The 21,614-nt window shown below is 46.5% G+C and carries 14 protein-coding genes; 7 read left to right on the top strand and 7 right to left on the bottom strand.

Going from position 1 to position 21,614, the window contains the following annotated elements:
- Positions 1-314: 314 nt before the first annotated feature.
- Both cbiT and QUA04_RS11695 read right to left on the bottom strand, forming a co-directional pair.
- Positions 315-908, bottom strand: coding sequence for a precorrin-6Y C5,15-methyltransferase subunit CbiT (cbiT, locus tag QUA04_RS11700; RefSeq protein ID WP_333257024.1), 594 nt, complete (start codon positions 906-908; stop codon positions 315-317).
- Positions 909-1,010: 102 nt separating this feature from the next.
- Positions 1,011-2,573 (bottom strand): aminotransferase class I/II-fold pyridoxal phosphate-dependent enzyme, encoded by a 1,563-nt coding sequence (locus QUA04_RS11695; protein WP_333257020.1) that lies wholly within the window; start codon positions 2,571-2,573, stop codon positions 1,011-1,013.
- Positions 2,574-2,931: 358 nt separating this feature from the next.
- On the opposite strand from QUA04_RS11695, the gene QUA04_RS11690 reads away from it, so the two are divergent.
- The 3 genes from QUA04_RS11690 (at position 2,932) to QUA04_RS11680 (ending at position 4,826) form a co-directional block, all read left to right on the top strand.
- Positions 2,932-3,180, top strand: coding sequence for a gamma-aminobutyric acid A receptor, epsilon-like protein (locus tag QUA04_RS11690; RefSeq protein ID WP_332960348.1), 249 nt, complete (start codon positions 2,932-2,934; stop codon positions 3,178-3,180).
- Positions 3,181-3,347: 167 nt separating this feature from the next.
- Positions 3,348-4,439 carry a redox-regulated ATPase YchF gene (gene ychF / locus QUA04_RS11685; RefSeq protein ID WP_333257017.1) on the top strand — a complete coding sequence of 364 codons (1,092 nt, stop codon included), beginning with the start codon at positions 3,348-3,350 and terminating at the stop codon, positions 4,437-4,439.
- Positions 4,440-4,460: 21 nt separating this feature from the next.
- Positions 4,461-4,826, top strand: a complete 366-nt coding sequence (locus tag QUA04_RS11680) for a phage holin family protein (RefSeq protein ID WP_333257014.1) — start codon at positions 4,461-4,463, stop codon at positions 4,824-4,826.
- Between the two features lie 215 nt (positions 4,827-5,041).
- Here the strand turns inward: QUA04_RS11680 and QUA04_RS11675 are convergent, their stop codons facing one another.
- Complete coding sequence (locus QUA04_RS11675; RefSeq protein ID WP_190737061.1) at positions 5,042-5,494, bottom strand: DUF3531 family protein; 453 nt, start codon at positions 5,492-5,494, stop codon at positions 5,042-5,044.
- A gap of 127 nt (positions 5,495-5,621) precedes the next feature.
- Complete coding sequence (locus QUA04_RS11670) at positions 5,622-6,638, bottom strand: Sll0314/Alr1548 family TPR repeat-containing protein (protein ID WP_333257011.1); 1,017 nt, start codon at positions 6,636-6,638, stop codon at positions 5,622-5,624.
- 371 nt (positions 6,639-7,009) lie between these two features.
- Between QUA04_RS11670 and QUA04_RS11665 the strand changes: the two genes are divergently transcribed.
- Positions 7,010-7,675 (top strand): energy-coupling factor ABC transporter ATP-binding protein, encoded by a 666-nt coding sequence (locus tag QUA04_RS11665; protein ID WP_333046972.1) that lies wholly within the window; start codon positions 7,010-7,012, stop codon positions 7,673-7,675.
- Positions 7,676-7,776: 101 nt separating this feature from the next.
- Positions 7,777-8,523 carry a 16S rRNA (guanine(527)-N(7))-methyltransferase RsmG gene (rsmG, locus tag QUA04_RS11660; RefSeq protein ID WP_333257008.1) on the top strand — a complete coding sequence of 249 codons (747 nt, stop codon included), beginning with the start codon at positions 7,777-7,779 and terminating at the stop codon, positions 8,521-8,523.
- Between the two features lie 313 nt (positions 8,524-8,836).
- Here rsmG and QUA04_RS11655 read toward each other — a convergent pair whose 3' ends face one another.
- The 3 genes from QUA04_RS11655 to rpiA form a co-directional block, all read right to left on the bottom strand.
- Positions 8,837-9,592, bottom strand: coding sequence for a superoxide dismutase (locus QUA04_RS11655; RefSeq protein WP_333257005.1), 756 nt, complete (start codon positions 9,590-9,592; stop codon positions 8,837-8,839).
- Positions 9,593-9,832: 240 nt separating this feature from the next.
- Positions 9,833-11,014 (bottom strand): aldo/keto reductase, encoded by a 1,182-nt coding sequence (locus tag QUA04_RS11650; protein WP_333257003.1) that lies wholly within the window; start codon positions 11,012-11,014, stop codon positions 9,833-9,835.
- A 269-nt stretch (positions 11,015-11,283) separates the two neighbouring features.
- Positions 11,284-12,000 carry a ribose-5-phosphate isomerase RpiA gene (gene rpiA, locus QUA04_RS11645; RefSeq protein WP_333257000.1) on the bottom strand — a complete coding sequence of 239 codons (717 nt, stop codon included), beginning with the start codon at positions 11,998-12,000 and terminating at the stop codon, positions 11,284-11,286.
- 39 nt (positions 12,001-12,039) lie between these two features.
- On the opposite strand from rpiA, the gene QUA04_RS11640 reads away from it, so the two are divergent.
- Positions 12,040-16,491, top strand: a complete 4,452-nt coding sequence (locus QUA04_RS11640; protein WP_333256996.1) for a tetratricopeptide repeat protein — start codon at positions 12,040-12,042, stop codon at positions 16,489-16,491.
- A 449-nt stretch (positions 16,492-16,940) separates the two neighbouring features.
- On the top strand, positions 16,941-21,545 hold the full coding sequence (locus tag QUA04_RS11635) for a choice-of-anchor Y domain-containing protein (RefSeq protein WP_333256994.1): 4,605 nt from the start codon (positions 16,941-16,943) through the stop codon (positions 21,543-21,545).
- Positions 21,546-21,614: the final 69 nt, after the last annotated feature.

Below are 21,614 nucleotides of genomic sequence, written 5' to 3'. Positions count from 1 at the left end.
TTTTGGGCGTGTCATTCGACGCAAGGATGCAAGGATGTAAGGATGTAAGGATTGTTAAGGTACGGTTTCCTCCCTTGCACAGCCAAGCCCAATACCCAACTGGCGATGATCCAAAATCTCAACTCAGGGGGTCAATCCAGCTATGGTCGCCCTTATTCTAAGTATGAAGGTTAAGTGAACTTAAAAAAGATTAAGAATTACATTTAGGAAGGGGCATGGGGCCTAAAAGCATGAGGCATGGGGCATTGCAGGCACAGCCTGGAAGGTGACTGGTAACAAATAACCAATAACAACAGTCAACAGTCAACTAACTTCTAATCAAGCTTTTCGCCGCTGAGAATAAATATGGGATTGACGGCGGCAAAGGTTTGACTCAGGCCGCGAGTCTCCAAGCGGTTGACGGCGGACTGGACTACTTCAATGTTGCGGACTTGCAACTCGGCGAACCCTTCGGAAAGGGCGTAAAGATTTTCTAAATTCGAGGCTGTGGCGACCACTCTACCGTGAGGTTGCAAGTACCGCCAGACTTCTTGGAGAATGGCTTTGATGGGGCGACCTCCTTCGATGCAGACTCGGTGGGGGGGTTGGGGCAGGTTTTCCAGGCATTGCGGGGCACTGCCTTCTATGACTTCTACGTTGTGGAGATCGAATCGATCGCAATTTCTGCGAATCAAGCTTGCTACTTCTTCATCCCTTTCGACGGCGATAATCCGACCTTTAGGACACAGCAAACCTGTTTCTACGGCGATCGTACCAGTACCTGCACCGATGTCCCACACCACTGAATCTGCTTGCAGGCGCAGGTGGGAGATTAACAGCAGTCGGACTTCTCGCTTACTCATGGGAATTCCCGGTAAACGTTCAAATAAGTCATCCGGGATGCCTGGAGTGACGTAGGGCCAAAGCATAGTTATATTTTTGATTTTTGATTTTTGATTGAAGCAAGACGGCAGTTGGAACTCGTGGAAGAATTAGTAGAAATTCTGCCAATTTCCCCCAAGCCTTAATATTTACTGTCGCACAACCTTGAGAGTTTGGAGGTTTCTATCGCTACAACCTGTGATTTTGCCGCCGGCGGTAAGGACTTGTTGCAGGTAGTCAACGGCTTCTGGGGTAATGATTTCACCGGGCATCAAGACTGGTATTCCAGGGGGGTAGGGACATATGAGTTCGGCGCTGAGTCGATCGACTGCTTTGTCTGCGGGTACTGTTTCGGCTGGGAAAAAGAAGGCCTCACGGGGGGAGAGGAGAGGGGGAGAAGGGGAGAGGGGGAGAGGGGGAGATTGGGCAAATCTTCTATCGGACATCGGACTTCTTCTCTCGGACTTCTTCTTTCGGACTTCTTCCTTCTTCCTGACATCCGTTACATCCGTTACAGAATCCGTTGCCGAACTTTCTTCTTCCTTCTTCCTTCTTGCTTCTAAAAAAGTACAAGCTTTAACTAAATTGTCAATATCTAATTCTGTATTTCCCAAGCTGATAATAAATGTTAAATGTTGCGGCATGGGAAGTTCTGCGGTGACGGCGAGTTGAGAGTGCAGAATTTCATCTGCTGCAAATCCTGTGATTCCTAAATCTGATACTTTTACTGTTAGCCTGGTGCGGTCTAATGCTGCAAAACCAGGTGTATTTAACGGTTCTAAAACAGATAAGCCGGGAATTTGACTGATGCGCGATCGCGCTTTTCGTGCTAGCTGTAAAGTTTGCCCCATTAACTGTTCGCCGTGGAGTGCGATTTGTTGGCGGGCGGCGTCTAATGATGCTAATAATAAGTAGCTGGGACTGGTGGATTGTACTAACTGCAATGCTCTATTTAATTTTTGGATATCTATGCGATCGCCCTTGACGTGCAACATCGATGCTTGTGTCATTGCACCCAGGGTTTTGTGGATTGATTGTACTGTTAAATCGGCACCGGCTGAGAGTGCTGGTTCTGGCAAGTTTGGATGAAAGTTAAAGTGCGCGCCGTGAGCTTCGTCTACTAATAACGGTATGTTGTATTGATGGGTAATTTGGGCGATCGCCCGCAAATCCCCGCAGACGCCGTGATAGGTTGGGTAAACTATCATTACTGCTTTCGCGTCGGGATGTTTTTCTAATGCTGCGGCTGTGGCTTCTGGGGTGATGCTGTTGGCAATATCCCAATCCGGGTTGTACTCTGGATTGACAAAAATTGGAATTGCGCCGGATAAAATTAAACCAGAAATCGCAGAGGTGTGGATATTTCGAGGTAGGATAATTTTATCGCCGGGGCCACAAGTTGCTAAGATGGCGGCGATAATTCCGCAAGTCGAACCGTTAGCCAAAAACCGAGTTGATTGGGCTCCAAATGCTGCGGCGGCTAAGTCTTGAGCTTCGGCAATTGCACCTTCTGGGTTAAAGAGATTGTCTAATTCCGGCAATTCCGGCAAATCCGATCGAAATACTGTCGCACCGAATAAGTCAATTAGGGGTTGAGAGATTCCTTGTCCGCCTTTGTGTCCGGGGGCATAAAATGGAGCGTGTGGCTGATTTGTGCGATCGCGCAAAGCATCTAATAGAGGCGTTTTTGTTTGAGAGTTTGCTGGTGACACGATTAATCTTGATTGCTGTATTTGATATCTAAGTAGAGCGATAGGAAAAAACCATAATATCTTGGAGGGGCGGACCCGGCCAGTATCTTTACTCTCAGGCAGTTTATTGCTTTCCTCACGCGCCCTCCCCAGGTAATGTTTATTTGTAACCACCTACTTAGTTTAATGCCAAAGGCATAATTTGATGCGGACGTAATAGTTAATTATAGCTATTTAGATAGATGTATTCGCTGCAATCTTGAGTTTAAAATTATGAGATAAAACAATACCACAACTCAGTTATTTTTGTTGAGAAATATAGCTAGAAGTGGCGACTAAATGTTTTTGGAACCTCTCTATTAGCGAGCAAAACACTAACATGATTTTTCCCAACCCTAGTCCGTTGCCAGGCCCGCAGATTCCCAGTACCGAACCGGGGCTGCCGACTATACCCGCATCGCCACCAGTGCCGGGCCCGGTACCCGAACCGATTCCCGGCCCGGTACCCGAACCCGTACCTGCGCCAATTCCGCAGCCAATTCCCGAACCAGTGCCGGAAACCGTCCCCTCTCCGATTCCTCAAACAGTGCCGGAACCTATTCCTCAGACAATTCCTGAACCTGTGTAAATTATGTAGGACTTACGCACATATTCCCGGTTTTTGCGAAAAATCTGGGGTTTGGCTAGGAGATATTCCCAAAGAAACTGGGTTTCTCACCGCGTGTCCGTAAGTCCTGTCCGATATATTGCGGATACTTATGATATTTTGAAACAGTGATATGTTTCTAAATAGCTATGCTTACTGCCGGAATTGTCGGACTGCCTAATGTTGGCAAATCTACTTTGTTTAATGCTCTGGTTGCTAATGCCAAGGCGACTGCTGCTAATTTTCCTTTCTGTACGATCGAGCCAAATACGGGTATCGTGGCAGTGCCAGACGAACGGTTGAAGGTGCTGAGCAATATTTCCAATTCCGCCCAAACTGTGCCGACGCGGATTGAGTTTGTGGATATTGCGGGTTTGGTGAAGGGGGCGAGTCAGGGAGAAGGACTGGGAAATCAATTTTTGTCTCACATTCGGGCTGTAGATGCGATCGTCCACGTTGTCCGCTGTTTTGACAATGATGATATTATTCACGTTGCGGGTTCTGTCGATCCGATCCGAGATATTGACATTATCAATCTCGAATTAATTTTAGCAGATTTAGCTCAAATTGAACGCAGGCTTGATCGCACTCGCAAGCTGGCCCGCAACAATAAGGAAGCTCAGGCCGAAGTGGATGTACTCGAAAAATTAGTCGCTGTTTTGAATGCGGGGAAACCGGCGCGGCAGTACAATTTCACAGATGAAGAAGCTGAATTAGTTAAAGGTTTGGAATTACTGACCAACAAACCAATTATCTATGCTGCTAACGTATCTGATGACGATTTAGCAACGGGAAATAGCTATGTCGAACAAGTGCGGGAAGTAGCAGCTAAAGAAAATGCTAAGGTTGTCATAGTTTCGGCGCAAGTTGAGTCAGAATTGGTGGAGTTATCAGAGGAAGAACGAACGGATTTCCTAGAATCTCTGGGGGTAAAAGAAGGTGGCTTGAAATCTCTGATTCGAGCTACTTACGAATTATTGGGTTTGCGGACTTATTTTACTAGCGGGCCGAAGGAAACTCGCGCTTGGACGATTACCGCGGGAATGCTAGCACCGCAAGCTGCGGGGGTTATTCACTCTGATTTTGAACGGGGTTTCATCCGGGCCGAAACTGTAGCTTATGAAGATTTGGTTGCTACGGGCGCGATGAATGCGGCTAAGGAAAAAGGCTTAGTTCGCAGTGAAGGAAAAGAGTATGTTGTACAAGAGGGGGATGTGCTGTTGTTCCGATTTAATGTTTAGCTTTTTTAAGGAGATTGGCACATGGATATCATTTCGCTGGTAATTGCTTGGCTCGTTACTTCTGTGAGCTTTTTTATCATTTCCAAGTTGCCCATCGGGGTGGACATTGACACTTTTGAAAGAGCGATGATTTCGGCGGCGGTTTTTGGATTGCTGAATGCTTTGGTGCGGCCGCTGTTTGTGGTTTTGGGTTTTCCATTGCTGTTGGTAACTTTTGGTTTGTGGATAATTGTTATCAACGCTGTTATCTTTGGATTGGCGGCTTGGCTAGTGGATGGATTTCGCTTGCGGTGGGGAATTTGGAGTGCTTTGCTGGGGGCGATCGCCCTCGGTTTTATTAACTCTCTTCTCTATGAGGTGTTGAGTACGCTGCCTCGTGTAAGGTAGATCCGGGTAATGCGGTAGAGGCGGGTTTATCTCTGTTGTTAGCTATAGCAAATATCTCTAGTTAACTGGTTCCTAGGCTCTGCCTAGGAATCAATGTCCAGAGGCTCTGCCTAGCTTTCCGAGCAGCAAAATAGGAGGCAGAGCCTCCGGATATCTGTTACCAGGCAGAGCCTAGTAACGAGTAGAATCTGCCCCTAATGAGTAATCACTAATCACTAATTATCAGCAGCAAAAGCCTCTCGACGGCGAGTGTTGTCAACGGGCCAGTCTGTATTTTCCCCGCCAATAATGAGTTTTTCAATCGTTACGAATTCTTTACTCAGTTGCTGGAAAACATTAATCAAAACATCGAGGCCGATCGCGTCGCTAGTGCCCAAATCAAACCAGCAGCGAGCCCAAGAACCTTGATACTCCATTTCTCCCATATTGTGCATCAAAGCCATCATACTTTGGTCGGCTAGATTAACATCGTAATTCATCTGACTGATATCTAAGCCTTCATCTTGAACTTGCAAATTTTCCGCATTAAATCCTCCGAGTTTTCCCAAGAAAAACCAAGAGTCAAACACTTCTTCAACATACTGTTTTTCACCGTTTGAAGGCACGTTGCTGAACTTCAGCCAAATCCAGAGGTCAAAGGGGTTAAACTCGCGAAACTCTACTTGCATTAATTTTATCAAAGAAAGGGACTGGAATTGCAGGAATTGGATTGTAGGAGAGAGGAAAATTGGGAGAGAGGGAGACAGGGAAAATTTTCCTCCTGACTCCTGACTTCTGACTTTCCTCTGACTCTTTTTATAGTGGTGGTAAGTCTGCCGGCCCCCAGACTCCATCTGCATCTCTAATTTTATCGCGCATCGGGTCGCAGGCCCGAGATTTGCTGTCGAGACGGTTACGGGTTCTGCACTGCTCAAAGAAGATTTCTGCTACTAAACTGCGGGGCAGTTGGTCGGGTTTTGCTAAGGCGGCGTCGTAGTTTTTCCGGGCTTCCTCAAGTAAGGCTTTGTTGCTGTCTTTCCCCTGGGATTGGGAAAACAAGATTTGTGCTTTTAGATAGAGAAGTTCTGGATTGTTGGGCGTTTCTGCTAGGGATTTGTTGGCAAACTCTAAAGCGCGATCGTACTTTTTCAAGTCTCGATAGCCTACTGCCATGCCGCGATAAGCTAAATAGCGGGGAGAGGCTTTTTGTTCGAGTCTTTGAATTGCTTCGTTGGGGTTGGAAAAGGGCAGGTTTGTGGCTAGCATTAAGTCCATGTAGCCTTTGATCAGGTTTAGTTCGGGGTCGTTGGGCGCTATTTTCTCGGCCGCCTCTAGGTATTGAAATACTACTCGCAGTTTGTTGAGTGCTTGGGGCGCGCCTTTGGCTGTTCCTTGTTTGGCTATAATGTTCGCCCCTTCTAGAAAGTGGCCTGCTGCTGTGTAAATGTTACCGCGCAATGGATTAGTTTTAGTCAAGTTTTCGCCGACTTCGCGGGTTTTTTGCGCGTAGGAATTCATCGAGTTGAAATCTTTTTCGATGTAGGATAGAGAGGCTGCCATTGCATAGGCTAGCGGCTCGTTTGGTTCGATTGATAGTGCTTGTTGAACTTGAGTTTTTGCTTGTTTGTAGTTTCCTTGCTGAAACATTGTTTTGAAAGCGGTTTCGGTGTTGGGCCCGATCGCCTGCGGGTTGCTGTTGCGAAAGGGATCGCCCGCTAATGCTGAGTTGATGCAGATGCTGAGGGTGATCGCTGCTGCACAGGCGATCGCCCGCACGGTCTGTTTAGAACTTAACATTTGCTTGCCCAGCGATGCTAAAGGGGTTTTCGTCATCGTCAATTCTCTCAATGTAATATACTGTAAACTAGAAACAAGAGAGTTAAATTTTCAGACTTTCGGGCCGCGACCAAAAAAAGAGTGAAATGTGCTTGATTTTTTGTGGTTGTTGAGGTATATTTTAATAATGGAAGTGTGACTTGTAATATCTTAAAGGACAGATTACCATTATTAAAATATACCATGAAAAAACAGAAAAATCAAACGCCAACCATGAAAAAAAGGAAATTTTTGTAAAGATTTATGTAAAATAATTGTGTGCGATCGGCCACAGCTAAAAACAAATCGCTGAGGCTGGATAATTAATCCGTGTATCCTTGTCAAAATTCGTGTAGTGCCTTCCTTCTCCCCAATTACCAATTGCGTTAATGCTTTATCTTAAAAACTTAGTATATCATCCTACCGCCTGTCCGAATGCTATTCTGAAAAATATTAACTTAGAACTTCCCTCGCAGCAAATGGGGCTGATTGTGGGTCGCAGCGGTTCAGGCAAAAGTACGCTATTAGAAATATTAGCAGGTTTAGCGGAAAAAACTAGCGGCGACATCCGCTGGCGGGAACAAGAATTAACACCGGAACACTTGCAACAGTTAGGAGGGTTAGTCTTTCAGTTTCCAGAAAGGCATTTTTGTGGCGGCACAATTTTAGAAGAATTGCGGTTGGGTCATCCTGAATTGGGACAAGAACAAATTAACTCAGCAATGGCAGAAGTGGGACTAGGACATTTGCCGCTGCGCGCTTCCCCCCACGCTTTGAGCGGCGGACAACAGCGCCGGGTAGCCCTGGCGGTGCAGCTAATTCGGCAGCCGCATTTGCTACTTTTGGACGAACCGACCGCGGGTTTGGATTGGTCGATGCGGCGGCAGTTGGTAAGCTTGTTGAGTAAGTTGAAAAGTCACTGGACTTTGTTGATTGTTACTCACGATGCTAGCGATTTGTTGAGCGTTGCCGATCGCTTTTGGACTTTAGACCACGGCGATTTGCAAGAGGTCGATCGGGCTAAATTAGAAGCTAAGGAAACGAGTTGCGTTTGACTTTTTGGGGGCTTCCAATGGTTTCCGGCGAAGAGAATTCGCGTCGATACAAACGAAGCCCGCCTACGCGGACAGAAAGAAAAAAGTGAGAATAGAACTAGATGATAAATGAGATTAAAATGTCTGTGTTGCCCCAGATGAACGAGTTGTGGCAAAAAACGCTGAATTGGCAGCCGGATGAGTCGCAGCAAAAACTATTTCAGCGACTTTATGAGTTAATTGTCGAGGGAAATCGCTCCTTGAATTTAACTCGAATTACTGAGCCGATGGAGTTTTGGGAAAAACATTTGTGGGATTCTCTGCGGGGAATTGCGAGACTGTTGCCAGCTAATCACAATTCGGCGGAAAATCCAGAAGTGGCCGCCGAGTCGCTGCAGAAAGCGATCGATATCGGGACTGGTGGAGGTTTTCCGGGGTTGCCGATTGCGATCGCCCTCCCGCATTTATCAGTTACTTTGCTCGATTCTACGCGCAAAAAAATTACTTTTTTGGAAACAGTTTTGCCGTCTTTAGGAATAGAAAATGCTGGCACTTTGCTGGGTAGATCCGATGAAATTGCCCGAGGGCCGCAGCACAAACAAGCTTATGATATAGCAGTTCTCCGAGCAGTTGGAGCCGCCCCTCTCTGCGCTAAATGCGCGCTGCCTCTGCTAAAAAATGGCGGTTTGGCGGTACTTTACCGTGGGAATTGGACGGTGGAGGAAGAAACGGAGTTGCAAAGGGCGATCGAGCATTGGGGCGGCACAGTTGAGTCAGTCGAAGCATTCACAACACCGACGAGTCAGGGCGTGCGCCACTGCGTTTACTTGCGGAAAGTTGTACAGCAATTCGAGCGTCCCGTGCGCTAGCTATAGCCGTTTTTCAAGGGTTTATAACACGAAAAAGGGTTTAATTATTTCTCTCTTATCTTAGTCCGCGAAGGCGGACTTTTTTTGTATAGGAGCGAATTCTATTCGCCGATTATCCACGCCGATTATCCTTAATATTTTCAATCTACATATATATCAAGCGTAAATCAATTGGCAACACATTGGGGTTCACGAATCCTGATTAAGGTGCTATTAATTAAGAGCCATTTTTATGATGATTTATTTAGAATTGCTATAACATTGTTTGTAGTTGCGGTAAAGTGAATACAGCGCAACTACAAACAATGTTATACTAACCGTTCGCCTTTTCGTAGCGCTTGTTAATTTCCGCCCAATTAACAACATTCCACCAAGCTTTTAAGTAGTCGGCGCGCAGGTTTTGGTACTTAAGATAATAAGCGTGTTCCCAAACATCGTTGCCCATAATTGGATAATTTCCCTCCATGAAAGGAGTGTCTTGATTGGCAGTAGTTACAATCTCAAGTTTGCCGCCTTTATTGCGGACTAGCCAAACCCAACCGCTGCCAAAACGCTTAGTGCCGGCGTCGTTAAATTTTGCTTTAAAATCGTCAACACTGCCGAAATTTTGCTTAATTGCTGTTGCAATTGCCCCTGTCGGTTCGCCACCACCTTTGGGACTCATGATTTCCCAAAACATACTGTGATTTAGGTGTCCGCCGCCATTGTTACGCACGGTTGTGCGAATATCTTCCGGCACTTTGCTCAAATCTCGCAGCATATTTTCCGCACTCATATTTTTGAGTTGCGGGTATTTGCTGACAGCATCGTTGAGGTTTTTAACGTAGGCGGCATGGTGTTTATCGTGGTGAAATTGCATTGTCCGCGCATCGATGTGCGGTTCTAAAGCATTGTATTCGTAAGGCAGAGGTGGCAGTGTAAAAAGCCCCGGCGTTTGGGCTATTTTTGGGCTTTCTGCAATTGGACTTGCTTGGGATACATTATTTCCTGACGCTTGGCAAGCACCTGCGGTAATAGCTCCGACGCTGGCACTTAGCAAATACAAGAAATTTCGGCGTTTAAGAGTCATAAAAAATACCTAAGTGAATTATTAACTGTTTTATCTCAGATTAAAGCAAAATGGGAGCGAGTTTAGAAAAAAAGTTCTTGAAGCGCGGCTATCGCGTAGGTAATCGCCCGAATGGATGAGACGGATGGGCGATGGTTGTGAGAGTTTCTCAAGTATAGGCTAATTATATGCGCGTAACTAAATCTCACGTGTTCCGGTCAACCAACCCGGTTTCTGTCTCGAAACCGGGTTTTTTTTAGATTATTCTTGGGACAAGCGCTGGATGGCTTCGCCTCCAAAAAGCCGATCTGCTGCTTGAAGAATACCGGGAATTTTAGCAGCGTGGGGACTGTGGGCCAGACAGCGGCGCAAGTCTAATTCATGGAGGCGATCGGCTTTTTTGCCCGGGAACCAGTGGCCCCCATTACCTAAGAGGTTGTAGCGCATCTTGCAATAGTCGATCGTATCGTAAGCCTGCGCCAAATTCCACAGCCACAGAATCACATAAATATTAATACCTCCGGGAGTATTTTCGATAGTTGGTAAACCGAAGTGCCAAGTGTTAAACCAATCTTCTCCTAATTTATCAATTGCTGCTTTTTCTAATTTTTCTAATATCGGTGGCAAAATTTCATCAGCTCTATCTAACAATTCTACAGCTTTCAGATGCTCGTTAAAATCTTCAGGTTTTGCTGCGCCCAAACTCAAAGTGTGTACTTGCGGATGCGACAAACAAAACAAATCATTAAACACCATCGGACTCAACGGATAGCACAAGTCTACCAATTTTTGCGGCGGGCTGTAAAGTTGACCGCCTTTGTCGGAAGGACTGATAATAAAAATGCCCATATCGTGACGTTTAGCAGCTTCAATAGCTGGCCAATTACTTTGATTGATATAGTACCAGTGCAAGTTAAGATAATCAAATTGATTAGTTTCAATTGTTTTGACAATCACATCCGTCGGGCCGTGAGTGGAAAAACCAATAAACTTAACTTTGCCTTCTGCTTGCAACTTTCTCGCCACATCCATGCAGCCGCCCGGACGCATAGACTCCTCTAACAATTCCCACGTATTAATACCGTGTAGCGACAGTAAATCGACGTATTCCAGTTGCAAATAAGCTAACGATTTATCAAACTCTTCGCGGAACTCTTGGGAGTTTGGTTTGGGGCTAACTTTCGTTTGCACTATCAAGTTTTCGCGGGGAAAATTCGGGAAAATCAACCCCAGTTGCATCTCTGAAGTGCCGTAACCGCGAGCAGTTTCTATGTGATTGATGCCGCATTCAACCGAGTAGCGAATCGTCGCTTCTAGATTTTGTTGATTGTCTGGTGGAATTTCATTGGCTGGCACGTCTTGCCATTTGTACTGATATCTCATGCCGCCGCAGGAAAAGACAGGCATGGATAATTCTGTGCGACCGAATCTGCGATATTTCATCTTCATAATCAAAGTCAAAGCTATAGAAGAAGGAAGTTCGGCAACAGATTATGTAACGGATGTAACGGATGTCAGGAAGAAGGAAGATGTAACCATCGCAAGGGTTTCACTGATTAAGAACTTCTTAATAGTCTTGGCGGTTGCTATAGGATAAGAAACCTTGCTTTTGGTATTTTTGCGGGTTGTAACTCGCCTATTGTCGCATTCTCCTGAACAGGCAAGATGCCTGTTCTACAAAGAGTTTTTGACCACCACTGGGGCAGTTTTGACTATTTAGAAATCTCCCGTACTACTGGTTTTCCGTCTTGGATTTCGCCGACTAAAACCAAATCAGTACAGTTTACAAACAAACCATTTTCTAACACACCGGGAATGTTATTCAAGCTTTTTTCCATTTCTCCGGGGTTGGCAATATCATCAAATTTGACATCGATTACCATATTACCTTGATCGGTAATTACCGGGCCTGCTTTTTTCACGCCCATGCGGAGTTCGGGTTTGCCGCCCAATTTTTCAATGGCGCGCATCACTGGTGTTAATGCCATCGGTATAACTTCGATGGGCACGCGAAAAGTCGAACCCAATTTATCTACGATTTTGGAACTGTCAACTACTACAATAAATTGAGTGGCGAGGTAATCGACTACTTTTTCGCGGGTGTGGGCTGCGCCGCCACCTTTAATTAAGTTGAGGTGGGGATCTACTTCATCAGCGCCGTCAATAGCAACATCAATTCTGTCAATTTCATCTAGTGTTGTCAGCGGTACTCCGTACTGTTTGGCTAACACTTCTGATTGAAAAGATGTCGGCACTCCCTTGATATCTTTGAGTTCACCTGATTTTATGCGATCGCCCAATGCTTGAATAGTATAAGCTGTAGTTGACCCGGTGCCGAGTCCGACAATCATACCAGATTTTACGCGATCGGCTGCTGCAAAGCCGACTTGCTGTTTCATCAATTTTACGGGGTCTTGTTCTGTGGTCATGTTCGGTACTCCTTAATAGTTTTAAGATTATACCATTGAATGAAAATCGGATTTCTCGATACCTACACTTGGGATTACAATATTGAAACTCCTTACCGCGAACCTTTGGGCGGCACTCAGTCGGCTATTTGTTACTTAGCTGAGGCGTTGGCTGCACAGGGAAACGAGGTATTTTTGCTCAACAATACTTCGGAGTCGGGGATGTCGCGCGGCGTTGATTGCAGGCGCAGGGTGGGGGACCAATCTAATTTAGAATTGCTGCGATCGCTCGATTTTTTAGTTATAGTTAATATAGTCGGCAAAGCGCTGGAAGTTAAGCCGCTTTTGGGGCATCGAACTAAGTTAATTTTGTGGATTCATAACGAACCGGGCTTTGTATTCCTCGAAAATTTTAAAAATGATCAAGAAATCAATGCTTGCGATGCCTTTGTATTTGTCAGCGACTGGCAGCGCGAGCAATTTCACCGGCGCTTTGGGATTGACTTTAATCGCAGTTGTGTTTTAAGAAATGCGATCGCACCTTGTTTTGCTAACATTTTCTCCGATAATATTTCTATCCTCTCTCATAAATCTCGACCGCCCATTCTAGCTTACACCAGCACTCCATTTCGCGGACTCGATATTTTGTTAAAAGTCTTTCCCGAAATTCGTCAAGCTGTCCCCGGAACCAGATTAAAAGTATTTTCAAGCATGAAAGTACACCAAATAGACGACAATGATAACAAGCTTTTTTTCGGTCAACTTTACCGCCAGTGTCAGGAAACAGAAGGCGTCGAGTACGTCGGTTCCGTACCGCAACCCGAACTCGTCCGGCAACTGCGTTCAGTCGCGGTTTTAGCTTACCCGAATACCTATTTAGAAACCTCATCTATTGCCGTGATGGAGGCGATGGCCAGCGGTTGCCGGATTGTGACGAGTGAATTGGCAGCTTTGCCGGAAACAACTGCTGGATTTGCCCGTCTAGTTTCCATGTCAGGGGTGAAAAATTTTGCATCGATAACTAATTGGAAGCGGGCGGGCAACGCAGATTGGGAGGGATATACAAGGCGGTTTTTAGAGGCGATAGTCGGAGTTTTAAATGAGGGCGCGGGTGCGGGCGCCGCCACTGCTGAAAATCATTTAAGACAGCAGGTAGAATATATAAATCAAGGGTGTACTTGGTCTGTGCGTTCCCGAAAGTGGGTAGAATGGCTGAACAGTATTAGTGTAAAACCTGTAAGAGTGGCAGAGCAAATGAGCGGGAATTATTTAGTAGGTTTAGAGGCAGTGAGAGATTATTTTCAAAAGGGAAATTGGCTGAAAGATCGAGGTGATCTCGGTGGCGCACTCGAGAACTATCAGAAAGCTTTAGAGTTTAATCCAGGAGATGCAGAAGTTCATAAAAAGTTGGCGGAAGTTTATGTTTTGCAAGGAGAATTTGAAAAGGCGATCGCCTCTTGCAATCTCGCGATTAAATTCAAACCGGATTTTGCTGCTGCTTACTTGACAATGGGCAATGCCCAGCACGCTCAAGACAAATTGGAAATGGCAATTAAAGCTTACTTGCAAGCTTTAGAAATTCAGCCGAAATTTGCCGAAGCTAGCGCGAATCTCGGCAGTATGTATTACAAGTTAGGGCAATTGGAAGAGGCGGCCAGTTATTACCAAAAAGCTCTGGTAATTAATCCTCAATTGTCTTCGGTCAATATGATGCTGGGCAGCGTTTTGCAGCAGCAAGGAAACTTAGATACAGCAATTACTTGCTATCAAAAAGTGCTGCAACTGCAACCGGGAGATGCGAGCGCTGCTGAGAAATTAGCGAGTTTAATCGCACAAAAAGAGCGGGCCACTACTGACAGCAACTTTATCGAATTAGAAACAGAATCAGGCGAAGCGCAACCAGTATCTGTCAACAAAGATGAAGGCTACGGCTTGCAGCCTTCGAGTATCAATTTGCCGCCAGCGCCCACCACTGAGACTTTAAATACTCCGTTTACAAACCCCGCCGAACTTTCCGAACAAGTTACCTCGATCAATGTTCCAGATAGCGGACAAGTTGCCAATTTTCAAGAAGTAGAACCGTACAATAAACTCGCAGAAAACTTTTTAGTTGAAGGTAAAATTAAAGAGGCGATCGCAGCTTGTCAGCAAGCGCTAAAAATTCGACCGGATTTCATCTACGCTTACGTAACTTTAGGGAATGCTTTGCAAGCAGTAGGCAAAACTGAAGCTGCGATTCGATCGTATTCTCAAGCCCTAGAATTGCAGCCAAATTTTGCGGAAGTGCGCGCCAATATCGGCAGTATGTATTTCAAAATGGGGCGTTTGGAAGAAGCGATCGCCCATTACCAGCAAGCCATTGCCCTGAGTCCAGATTTAGCGGGAGCTCACTGGAACTTAGGGAAAGTATATCACCAACACGGCAACATCGAAGCTGCGATCGCCTGTTTTAAAAGAACATCCGAACTCAACCCGCAGCTAGTCGGTGCAGACTTCCACTTTAACTTAGGTAATCGACTTTTCAGCCAAGGAAAGCGCGACGAAGCCATCGAATGCTACGAAAAAGCGATCGCCATTAAACCGGATTGGGCAGAAGCCTACGGTAACATCGGCAGCGCGCGATCGCAACAAGGCAATCTCGACGCCGCCATCGCTTACTATCAGAAAGCTGTAGCTTTAAAGCCACATTTAGAAGTTTTACACTTCAATATAGCCAACTCTTTTTTACAGCAAAACAAGTACGATGAAGCGATTACTAATTATCAAAACACTCTGAAAATTAAGCCCGACTGGCCGGAAGTTCACGCTAACCTCGGCAATTGTTTTTCCATGCAGGGGCGGCTGGAAGAAGCTCTAGCCAGCTATCAGCAAGCTTTGACATTGAAACCGAATTGGGCAGAGGTTTACTGCCGAATGGGACACATTCAAAAACAAGATAAGCCGTTGGAGGCGATCGCCAATTTTGAAAAGGCGATCGAATGCAACCCCAATTTTAGCGAAGCCTACCAACAACTGTGCGACTTGCTAAGTCATTCCACCAACCTCGCCGGCGCCCGTAGCATAGCCGACAAATACTGCGAAAACTGCGGCGAAAATGCCCCAATCATGTCAGCTACAGCCTATGTTTTTTCCTACCTGCAATCAGGTGTCAGCCAACAGGCAATTCAGAAACTAGAAGAAATCGAAAGACTCTGCTACGAAAAGGTCGAAACCTTTAGCGTAATCGAACTAAAATTGCTCTACGAAATCTTCTTGTTTGCAGTTTCTCACCTGCGAGACAACCGCGAAAAAAATGCCAGTTTCTACAGACTAATTGCCAAAGAATACTACCAAAAAGCAGTCCCCCTGCGGCAGCAAGTCAACAGAAGCAACCTAGCCAATTACCAAACAAAAGAACAACGTCATTTAAAAATCGGCTTCCTTTCCAAACACTTCCGCCGCCACTCAGTAGGCTGGTGCAGCGAAGCTTTAATTCGCGAATTAAGCCACATCACCCCCCACGTTCACCTTTACGTCACCGGGAAACTCCACCGAGATGAGGTTACGCAGCGGTTTGAAGACATGGCGGGCAAGTTTTACTGGCCTAAAAAATATCCAAACGGCTTTGCTGACGGCGGTGAAATCTTCGCCGAAGTAGCGCAAGACAACTTGGATGTTTTGATCGATTTAGACTCGATGACAGTGCCCACAAATGTCGAAGTGCTGTATCAATATCCTGCGGGGATTTGCGTTTCTTGGCTAGGATTTGACGCACCCTACATTTCAGATAATCACTACTTTCTGTGCGACGAACACACTCACCCCCCTGGTGTTGACAAAAATTACTTAGAAAAGTTAGTAAGATTGCCTGCAGGTTCGGTAGCAATTGGCGCACTGCAAAGCATTCCTGTGAATCGGGAGGCCATTAGAAACACTCTCGGAATTGGCTTAGATCAAATGACTTATCTGTGCGTTGCGCCAGGGAGAAAAACGAATCCAGAAATGGTACGAGCTCAAGTTAAAATCCTTAAGGAAGTACCAGATAGTTTGTTAATCCGCAAAGGTCAAGGCGACCCCGATGTTATTCACAGCACTTACCGCCAAGAATGCGAAATTCAGGGAGTAGATTTTGGTCGGATTAAGTTTATAGGTCAAACCCGAAGTGAGGAAGAACACCGGGCTATTTATTATGTAGCCGACGTGCTTTTAGATTCCTATCCTTACAATGGGGGGACTCACAATTTAGAGGCTTTGTGGGCTAATTTGCCAGTAGTAACTCGATCGGGCGACCAATATCTTTCGCGGATGGGTTACGCTTTCCTCAAAAGTGCAAATCTTGATGTTGGTGCGGCGTGGAGTTGGGAGGAATACACGCAGCGGGGAGTTGAGTTTGGCCGCGATGCTGGTTTGAGAAATGCGGTGAAAGAGCATTTAGTAAAATCTAAGCAGCCAGAACATCTCGCACCTTTGTGGAATCCTAAAAAGTTGGCTGAGGATATGTATGGGGTGTTTGAAAAACTGTTAGCTAAATAGGTGGGGCATTGGGCATTGGGCATTGGGCATTGGGCATTGGGCATTGGCATAGCAATCCCTCATCATTTGTGAACTCCTTTCTTACTCTCTTCTCTTCCTCTGTGCCCTCTGCGCCCTCTGCGGTTCAATAAAAAAAGAGATATCAGGTAGAGAAAAGCGATTTCTGGATATTTTTATCCAACGCCCAGTAAAGTTTTGTAAAAAAATCCGTGGAAATGCGTAAAAATTCCGCGCCGAGTCTGATAGATAAATAGCTGATTTATAGTACCGCGATCGCACTAACTTTATGCCAGTTAGGGCGATCGTTTTTTTGTGGTGCTAGAATTACGCACACGTTAAAGTTGCGTAAATTTTTTGACAGCAGGTAGAAAAACGATGACACTCATCAGTAAATTTGCTAGGCTTTCACATTATAAAACTCAGCAAAATCATCTACCTTTAGGTACATCATGCCCAATCTTACCCTCTACGACGCGATTACCAACCTTCCAGGCGGAACGCCCCCCGGCATAGGCACGCCCAACGGCACCGCCCTTGCTTACGGACAGATACCCTTACCTTCCCTAAATCCATTTGTTCCTCTGGCTACGGGTGCGTTTACGCCAAACACAACGGGCCTCAATACTGCCACTATCTCTCCCAATAACCCTTCTGGCGGCTACGCGGGTTACACCAATTACAATCCCACATCGCTGCTTCCGGGTCAGACTCCAGCGATACTGCCCCCTTTCACCACCGCCACTCTAGACCGCACGGCTGGTTATACGATATCTTTTAATGCAGCAATTCCCACAGAAACTAGCAACCCCAACCGCGCGGGTTTTAGCGTCACAGCTATTAGCAGCGACGGCTTGAATGGTTTAGAATTGGGTTTTAAAAATGGCAGAATCTTTGCTCAGTCAGATACTGGTACTGAGCCGACAACTATTGGTCCTGAAAATGCCAACTTTAATACTTCTGCAAATAACAATTATGTCTTAAAAGTACAAGGACTCAATTACGAACTTTTTGCGAATAATTCCCCAAATGCAATCCTCACAGGACCACTGCGTCAAATCCAGTTTGACCCAGCACTAAGCCAGCCTCCTTTAAGTTTCAATCCTTACAGATTGCCGAGTTTCCTATCTTTTGGCGACAATACTGACCAGGGAAGCGCTACATTTCGCTTGGGCAGGATAGCTGTTAATGACTTGGCTGTTGCTAGTCCAGACAATGCGATCGCAACTGTCGGCACTCCTAATATTAAAATTAACGTGCTGACAAACGATACAGGCGGCACAAAGGCACTGAGAGTGCAGAGTGTTACTCAACCAACAGGCGGTACTGTTACTGTTGACGACTGGATTTATGTAGGAGGATATTTTACAAATATTGGCGGGCAGCCACGCAATAATATTGCCCGGTTGTATGGCAGCGACGGTACGGCAGATCCTACTTTTAATCCCAACGCGGATCGTCAAATCAGGGCGATCGCGATCGATGCTAAAGGCAACCCAGTTGTAGGCGGCTTCTTCTTCAATATCGGGGGGCTGCCACGGAACACAATTGCCCGGTTGAACAGCAGCAACGGCACGGCAGATATTACTTTTAACCCCAATGCGGATGGTGCTGTTCTTGCGATCGCGATCGATGCTAATAACAACCCAGTTGTAGGGGGCACTTTATACAATATCGGCGGACAACCCCGCAATAATATTGCCCGGTTGAACAGCAGCAACGGCACGGCAGATCCTACTTTTGATCCCAATGCGAATAATGCTGTCTATGGGATCGCGATCGATGCTAATAACAACCCAGTTGTAGGGGGCGAATTCACCACTATCGGCGGGCAGCCGCGCAACGATATTGCCCGGTTGAACAGCAGCAACGGCACGGCAGATCCTACTTTTAACCCCAATGCGAATAACCTCAATACCAATAACTTCGGTTATGCGGCGGTTATTAATCCGATCGCGATCGATGCTAACAACAACCCAGTTGTAGGAGGCTTCTTCACGAATATTGGCGGGCTCCCACGCAACGATATTGCCCGGTTGAACAGCAACAACGGCACGGCAGATCCTACTTTTAACCCCAATGCGAATCACTTCTATTGGAGGCGAGAAGGTGTGATTGCGATCGCGATCGATGCTAACAACAACCCAGTTGTAGGGGGCAATTTCACCAATATCGGCGGGCAGCCACGTAATTATATTGCTCGGTTGAACAGCAGCGACGGCACGGCAGATCCTACTTTTAACCCTAATCCTAATGCGAATGGTATTGTCTATGGGATCGCGATCGATGCTAACAACAACCCAGTAGTAGGTGGCGTTTTCAACAATATCGGCGGACAGCCCCGCAATTATATTGCCCGTTTGAACAGCAGCGACGGTACAGCCGATCCCACTTTCAACCCCAATGCGGATGGTATTGTCTATGCGATCGCGATCGACCCCAAACGCAGCATTGTCTACACTCCTAACCCCACTTTCAACGGCCTCGACACCTTCTCATACACAGCAAGCGACGGTTACAGTACCAGCACATCAACTGTTAACATCCTCGTCAACGATTCCCCAGTCTTAGACAACTCGATCACGCCTAATTTAACAGCAATTAATGTCAACGAAATCAACAATACTGGCACATTAATTTCTGCTATTATCGGCAGCAGCATCACCGACCCCAACGACGCTATTTCCCCGCGCCCGAGAGGCATCGCTCTCACAAATTTAGATACCACAAACGGCAGTTGGCAGTATACGACAGACGGCACAACTTGGAACAATATTACTACTGTTCCTACGGCTACAACTGCACTGTTGTTAGCAGCAGACGCGACAACTCGCCTCCGTTTTGTTCCCAATAGCAACTACACCGGAACAGTTACTAACGGCATTACTTTCAATGCTTGGGATAGAATCACTGGCACTAACGGCGACACGGCAGATGTGACAGGGGACTTAGAAACTAATGGGGTTTCTAGTCCTTTTAGTACAGCCAGCGAAACAGCCAGCATTACAGTTAGTCCATTACCTGTTATTACTAATATCACATCAACTCAGGCAGATGGAACCTACGCGATCGGTGCAACAATTCCCATTATTCTCACATTCAGTCAACCAGTTACTGTTGCAGGTACGCCACAGCTTACCTTAGCCACAGGCGGTACAGGTACTGTCATTAATTATGCCAGCGGCAGCGGCAGCAATACTCTGACATTTAATTACACAGTAACAGCCGGCAATAGCAGTCTCGACTTAGACTATACCTCGACAACTGCCTTATCTCTCAACGGCGGTACTATTAAGAATTTGACTAATGCTGATGCTGTCTTGACTTTGCCGAATCCGGGTGCAACTAATTCCTTGGACCAAAATAAGGCAATAGTAATTGATGGCATTGCGCCCACTGTCAACCCGACGACTATTGCTAATATTACGGTCGCGGGGGGAACCAGTCAAGGTTTTACTGTTACCTTTAACGATAATAGTGCGATCGATGTTACAACTCTAGACAGTTCTGACTTTTTAATCAATTGGTCGGGCGGTGGTATTCCTGTTAACTTTGTCAGTGTTGATACTAATACTAATGGCTTGACGCGGACAGCTACTTATTCATTTACTCCGCCTGGGGAAAGTTGGGATATTGCAGATAATAATCCAACTTACAGTATTAATCTGCAAGGTAATCAAGTTAAAGATACTGCTGGGAATCCTGTAGCTGCTACGAGTTTAGGAACTTTCAGCGTTAATATTACCGCGCCAACTCCAACGCTAACTCCAACGCCAACTCCAACGCCAACTCCAACGCCAACTCCAACACCAACTCCAACTCCTACCCCGACGCCAACTCCAACGCCAACTCCAACGCCAACTCCGACTCCGACTCCAACGGGAACCCCGACGCCCACTCCGACGGGAACCCCGACTCCGACTCCAACGGGAACTCCGACGCCCACTCCGACGGGAACCCCGACTCCGACTCCAACGGGAACTCCGACTCCGACTCCAACGGGAACTCCGACTCCGACTCCAACTCCGACGGGAACCCCGACTCCGACTCCAACGGGAACCCCGACTCCGACTCCAACTCCGACGGGAACTCCGACTCCGACTCCAACGGGAACTCCGACTCCGACTCCAACGGAAACGCCGACTCCGACTCCAACGGGAACACCAACTCCGACTCCGACTCCAACGGGAACACCAACTCCGACTCCGACTCCGACGGAAACTCCGACTCCGACTCCAACGGGAACACCAACTCCGACTCCAACAGAAACGCCGACTCCGACTCCGACGGAAACTCCGACTCCGACTCCAACGGGAACACCAACTCCGACGGAAACGCCGACTCCAACTGGAACCCCGACTCCAACGGAAACTCCGACGCCCACTCCAACGGAAACTCCGACTCCAACGGAAACGGAAACCCCGACTCCAACGGAAACTCCGACTCCAACTCCAACTGAAACCCCGACTCCCACGCCATCGGGAACACCGACTCCCACGCCATCGGGAACACCGACTCCCACGCCATCGGGAACACCGACTCCCACGCCAATGGAAAGCGATTGCATTTGCGATACTATTCCGCAGCCCAATTTCAACCAACCCAATCCAGTTGACAATACTATCAACAGCAATGGTAGCGGTGAAATTCAGTTAGGCAGCGGGAGAAATGATGCTTTTTACGGCAGTCCAAATCAGAACCTTTTCGATGGGGATTTAGGGGACGATAACCTCTATGGCGGTGAAGGAAACGATATCCTTTACGGGAACCGAGGCAATGATTTTATTGACGGCAACAAAGGGAATGATATCCTTTTGGGAGGCAAGAATAATGACATCATTGTTGGTGGGGAAGGTGAAGATATCATTTTTGGCAATCGTGGTAACGATTCCCTAAATGGCAAAGAAGAAAACGACTTAATTTTTGGCAATGAAGGTGCTGATTTTATCCAGGGCGATAAAGGTAATGATTCTGCATTGGGCGGCAAAGGTAATGATATTGTGCTCGGTGGCAAAGGCAATGATTTTCTGTACGGCAATTTGGGCAGTGATAAGTAGTTAAGCAAAATTAATTACATAATTATCTCCAAATTCTTTAAGAATTCTTTCGACAGATGAAACAAGAGA

Origin of the sequence: Microcoleus sp. S13_C5, assembly GCF_036700845.1 — a bacterium.
Classification (GTDB): Bacteria; Cyanobacteriota; Cyanobacteriia; order Cyanobacteriales; family Microcoleaceae; genus Microcoleus.
The sequence above is the reverse complement of the archived record's forward strand: the minus strand, read 5'-3'. Positions and strand labels throughout refer to the sequence as shown.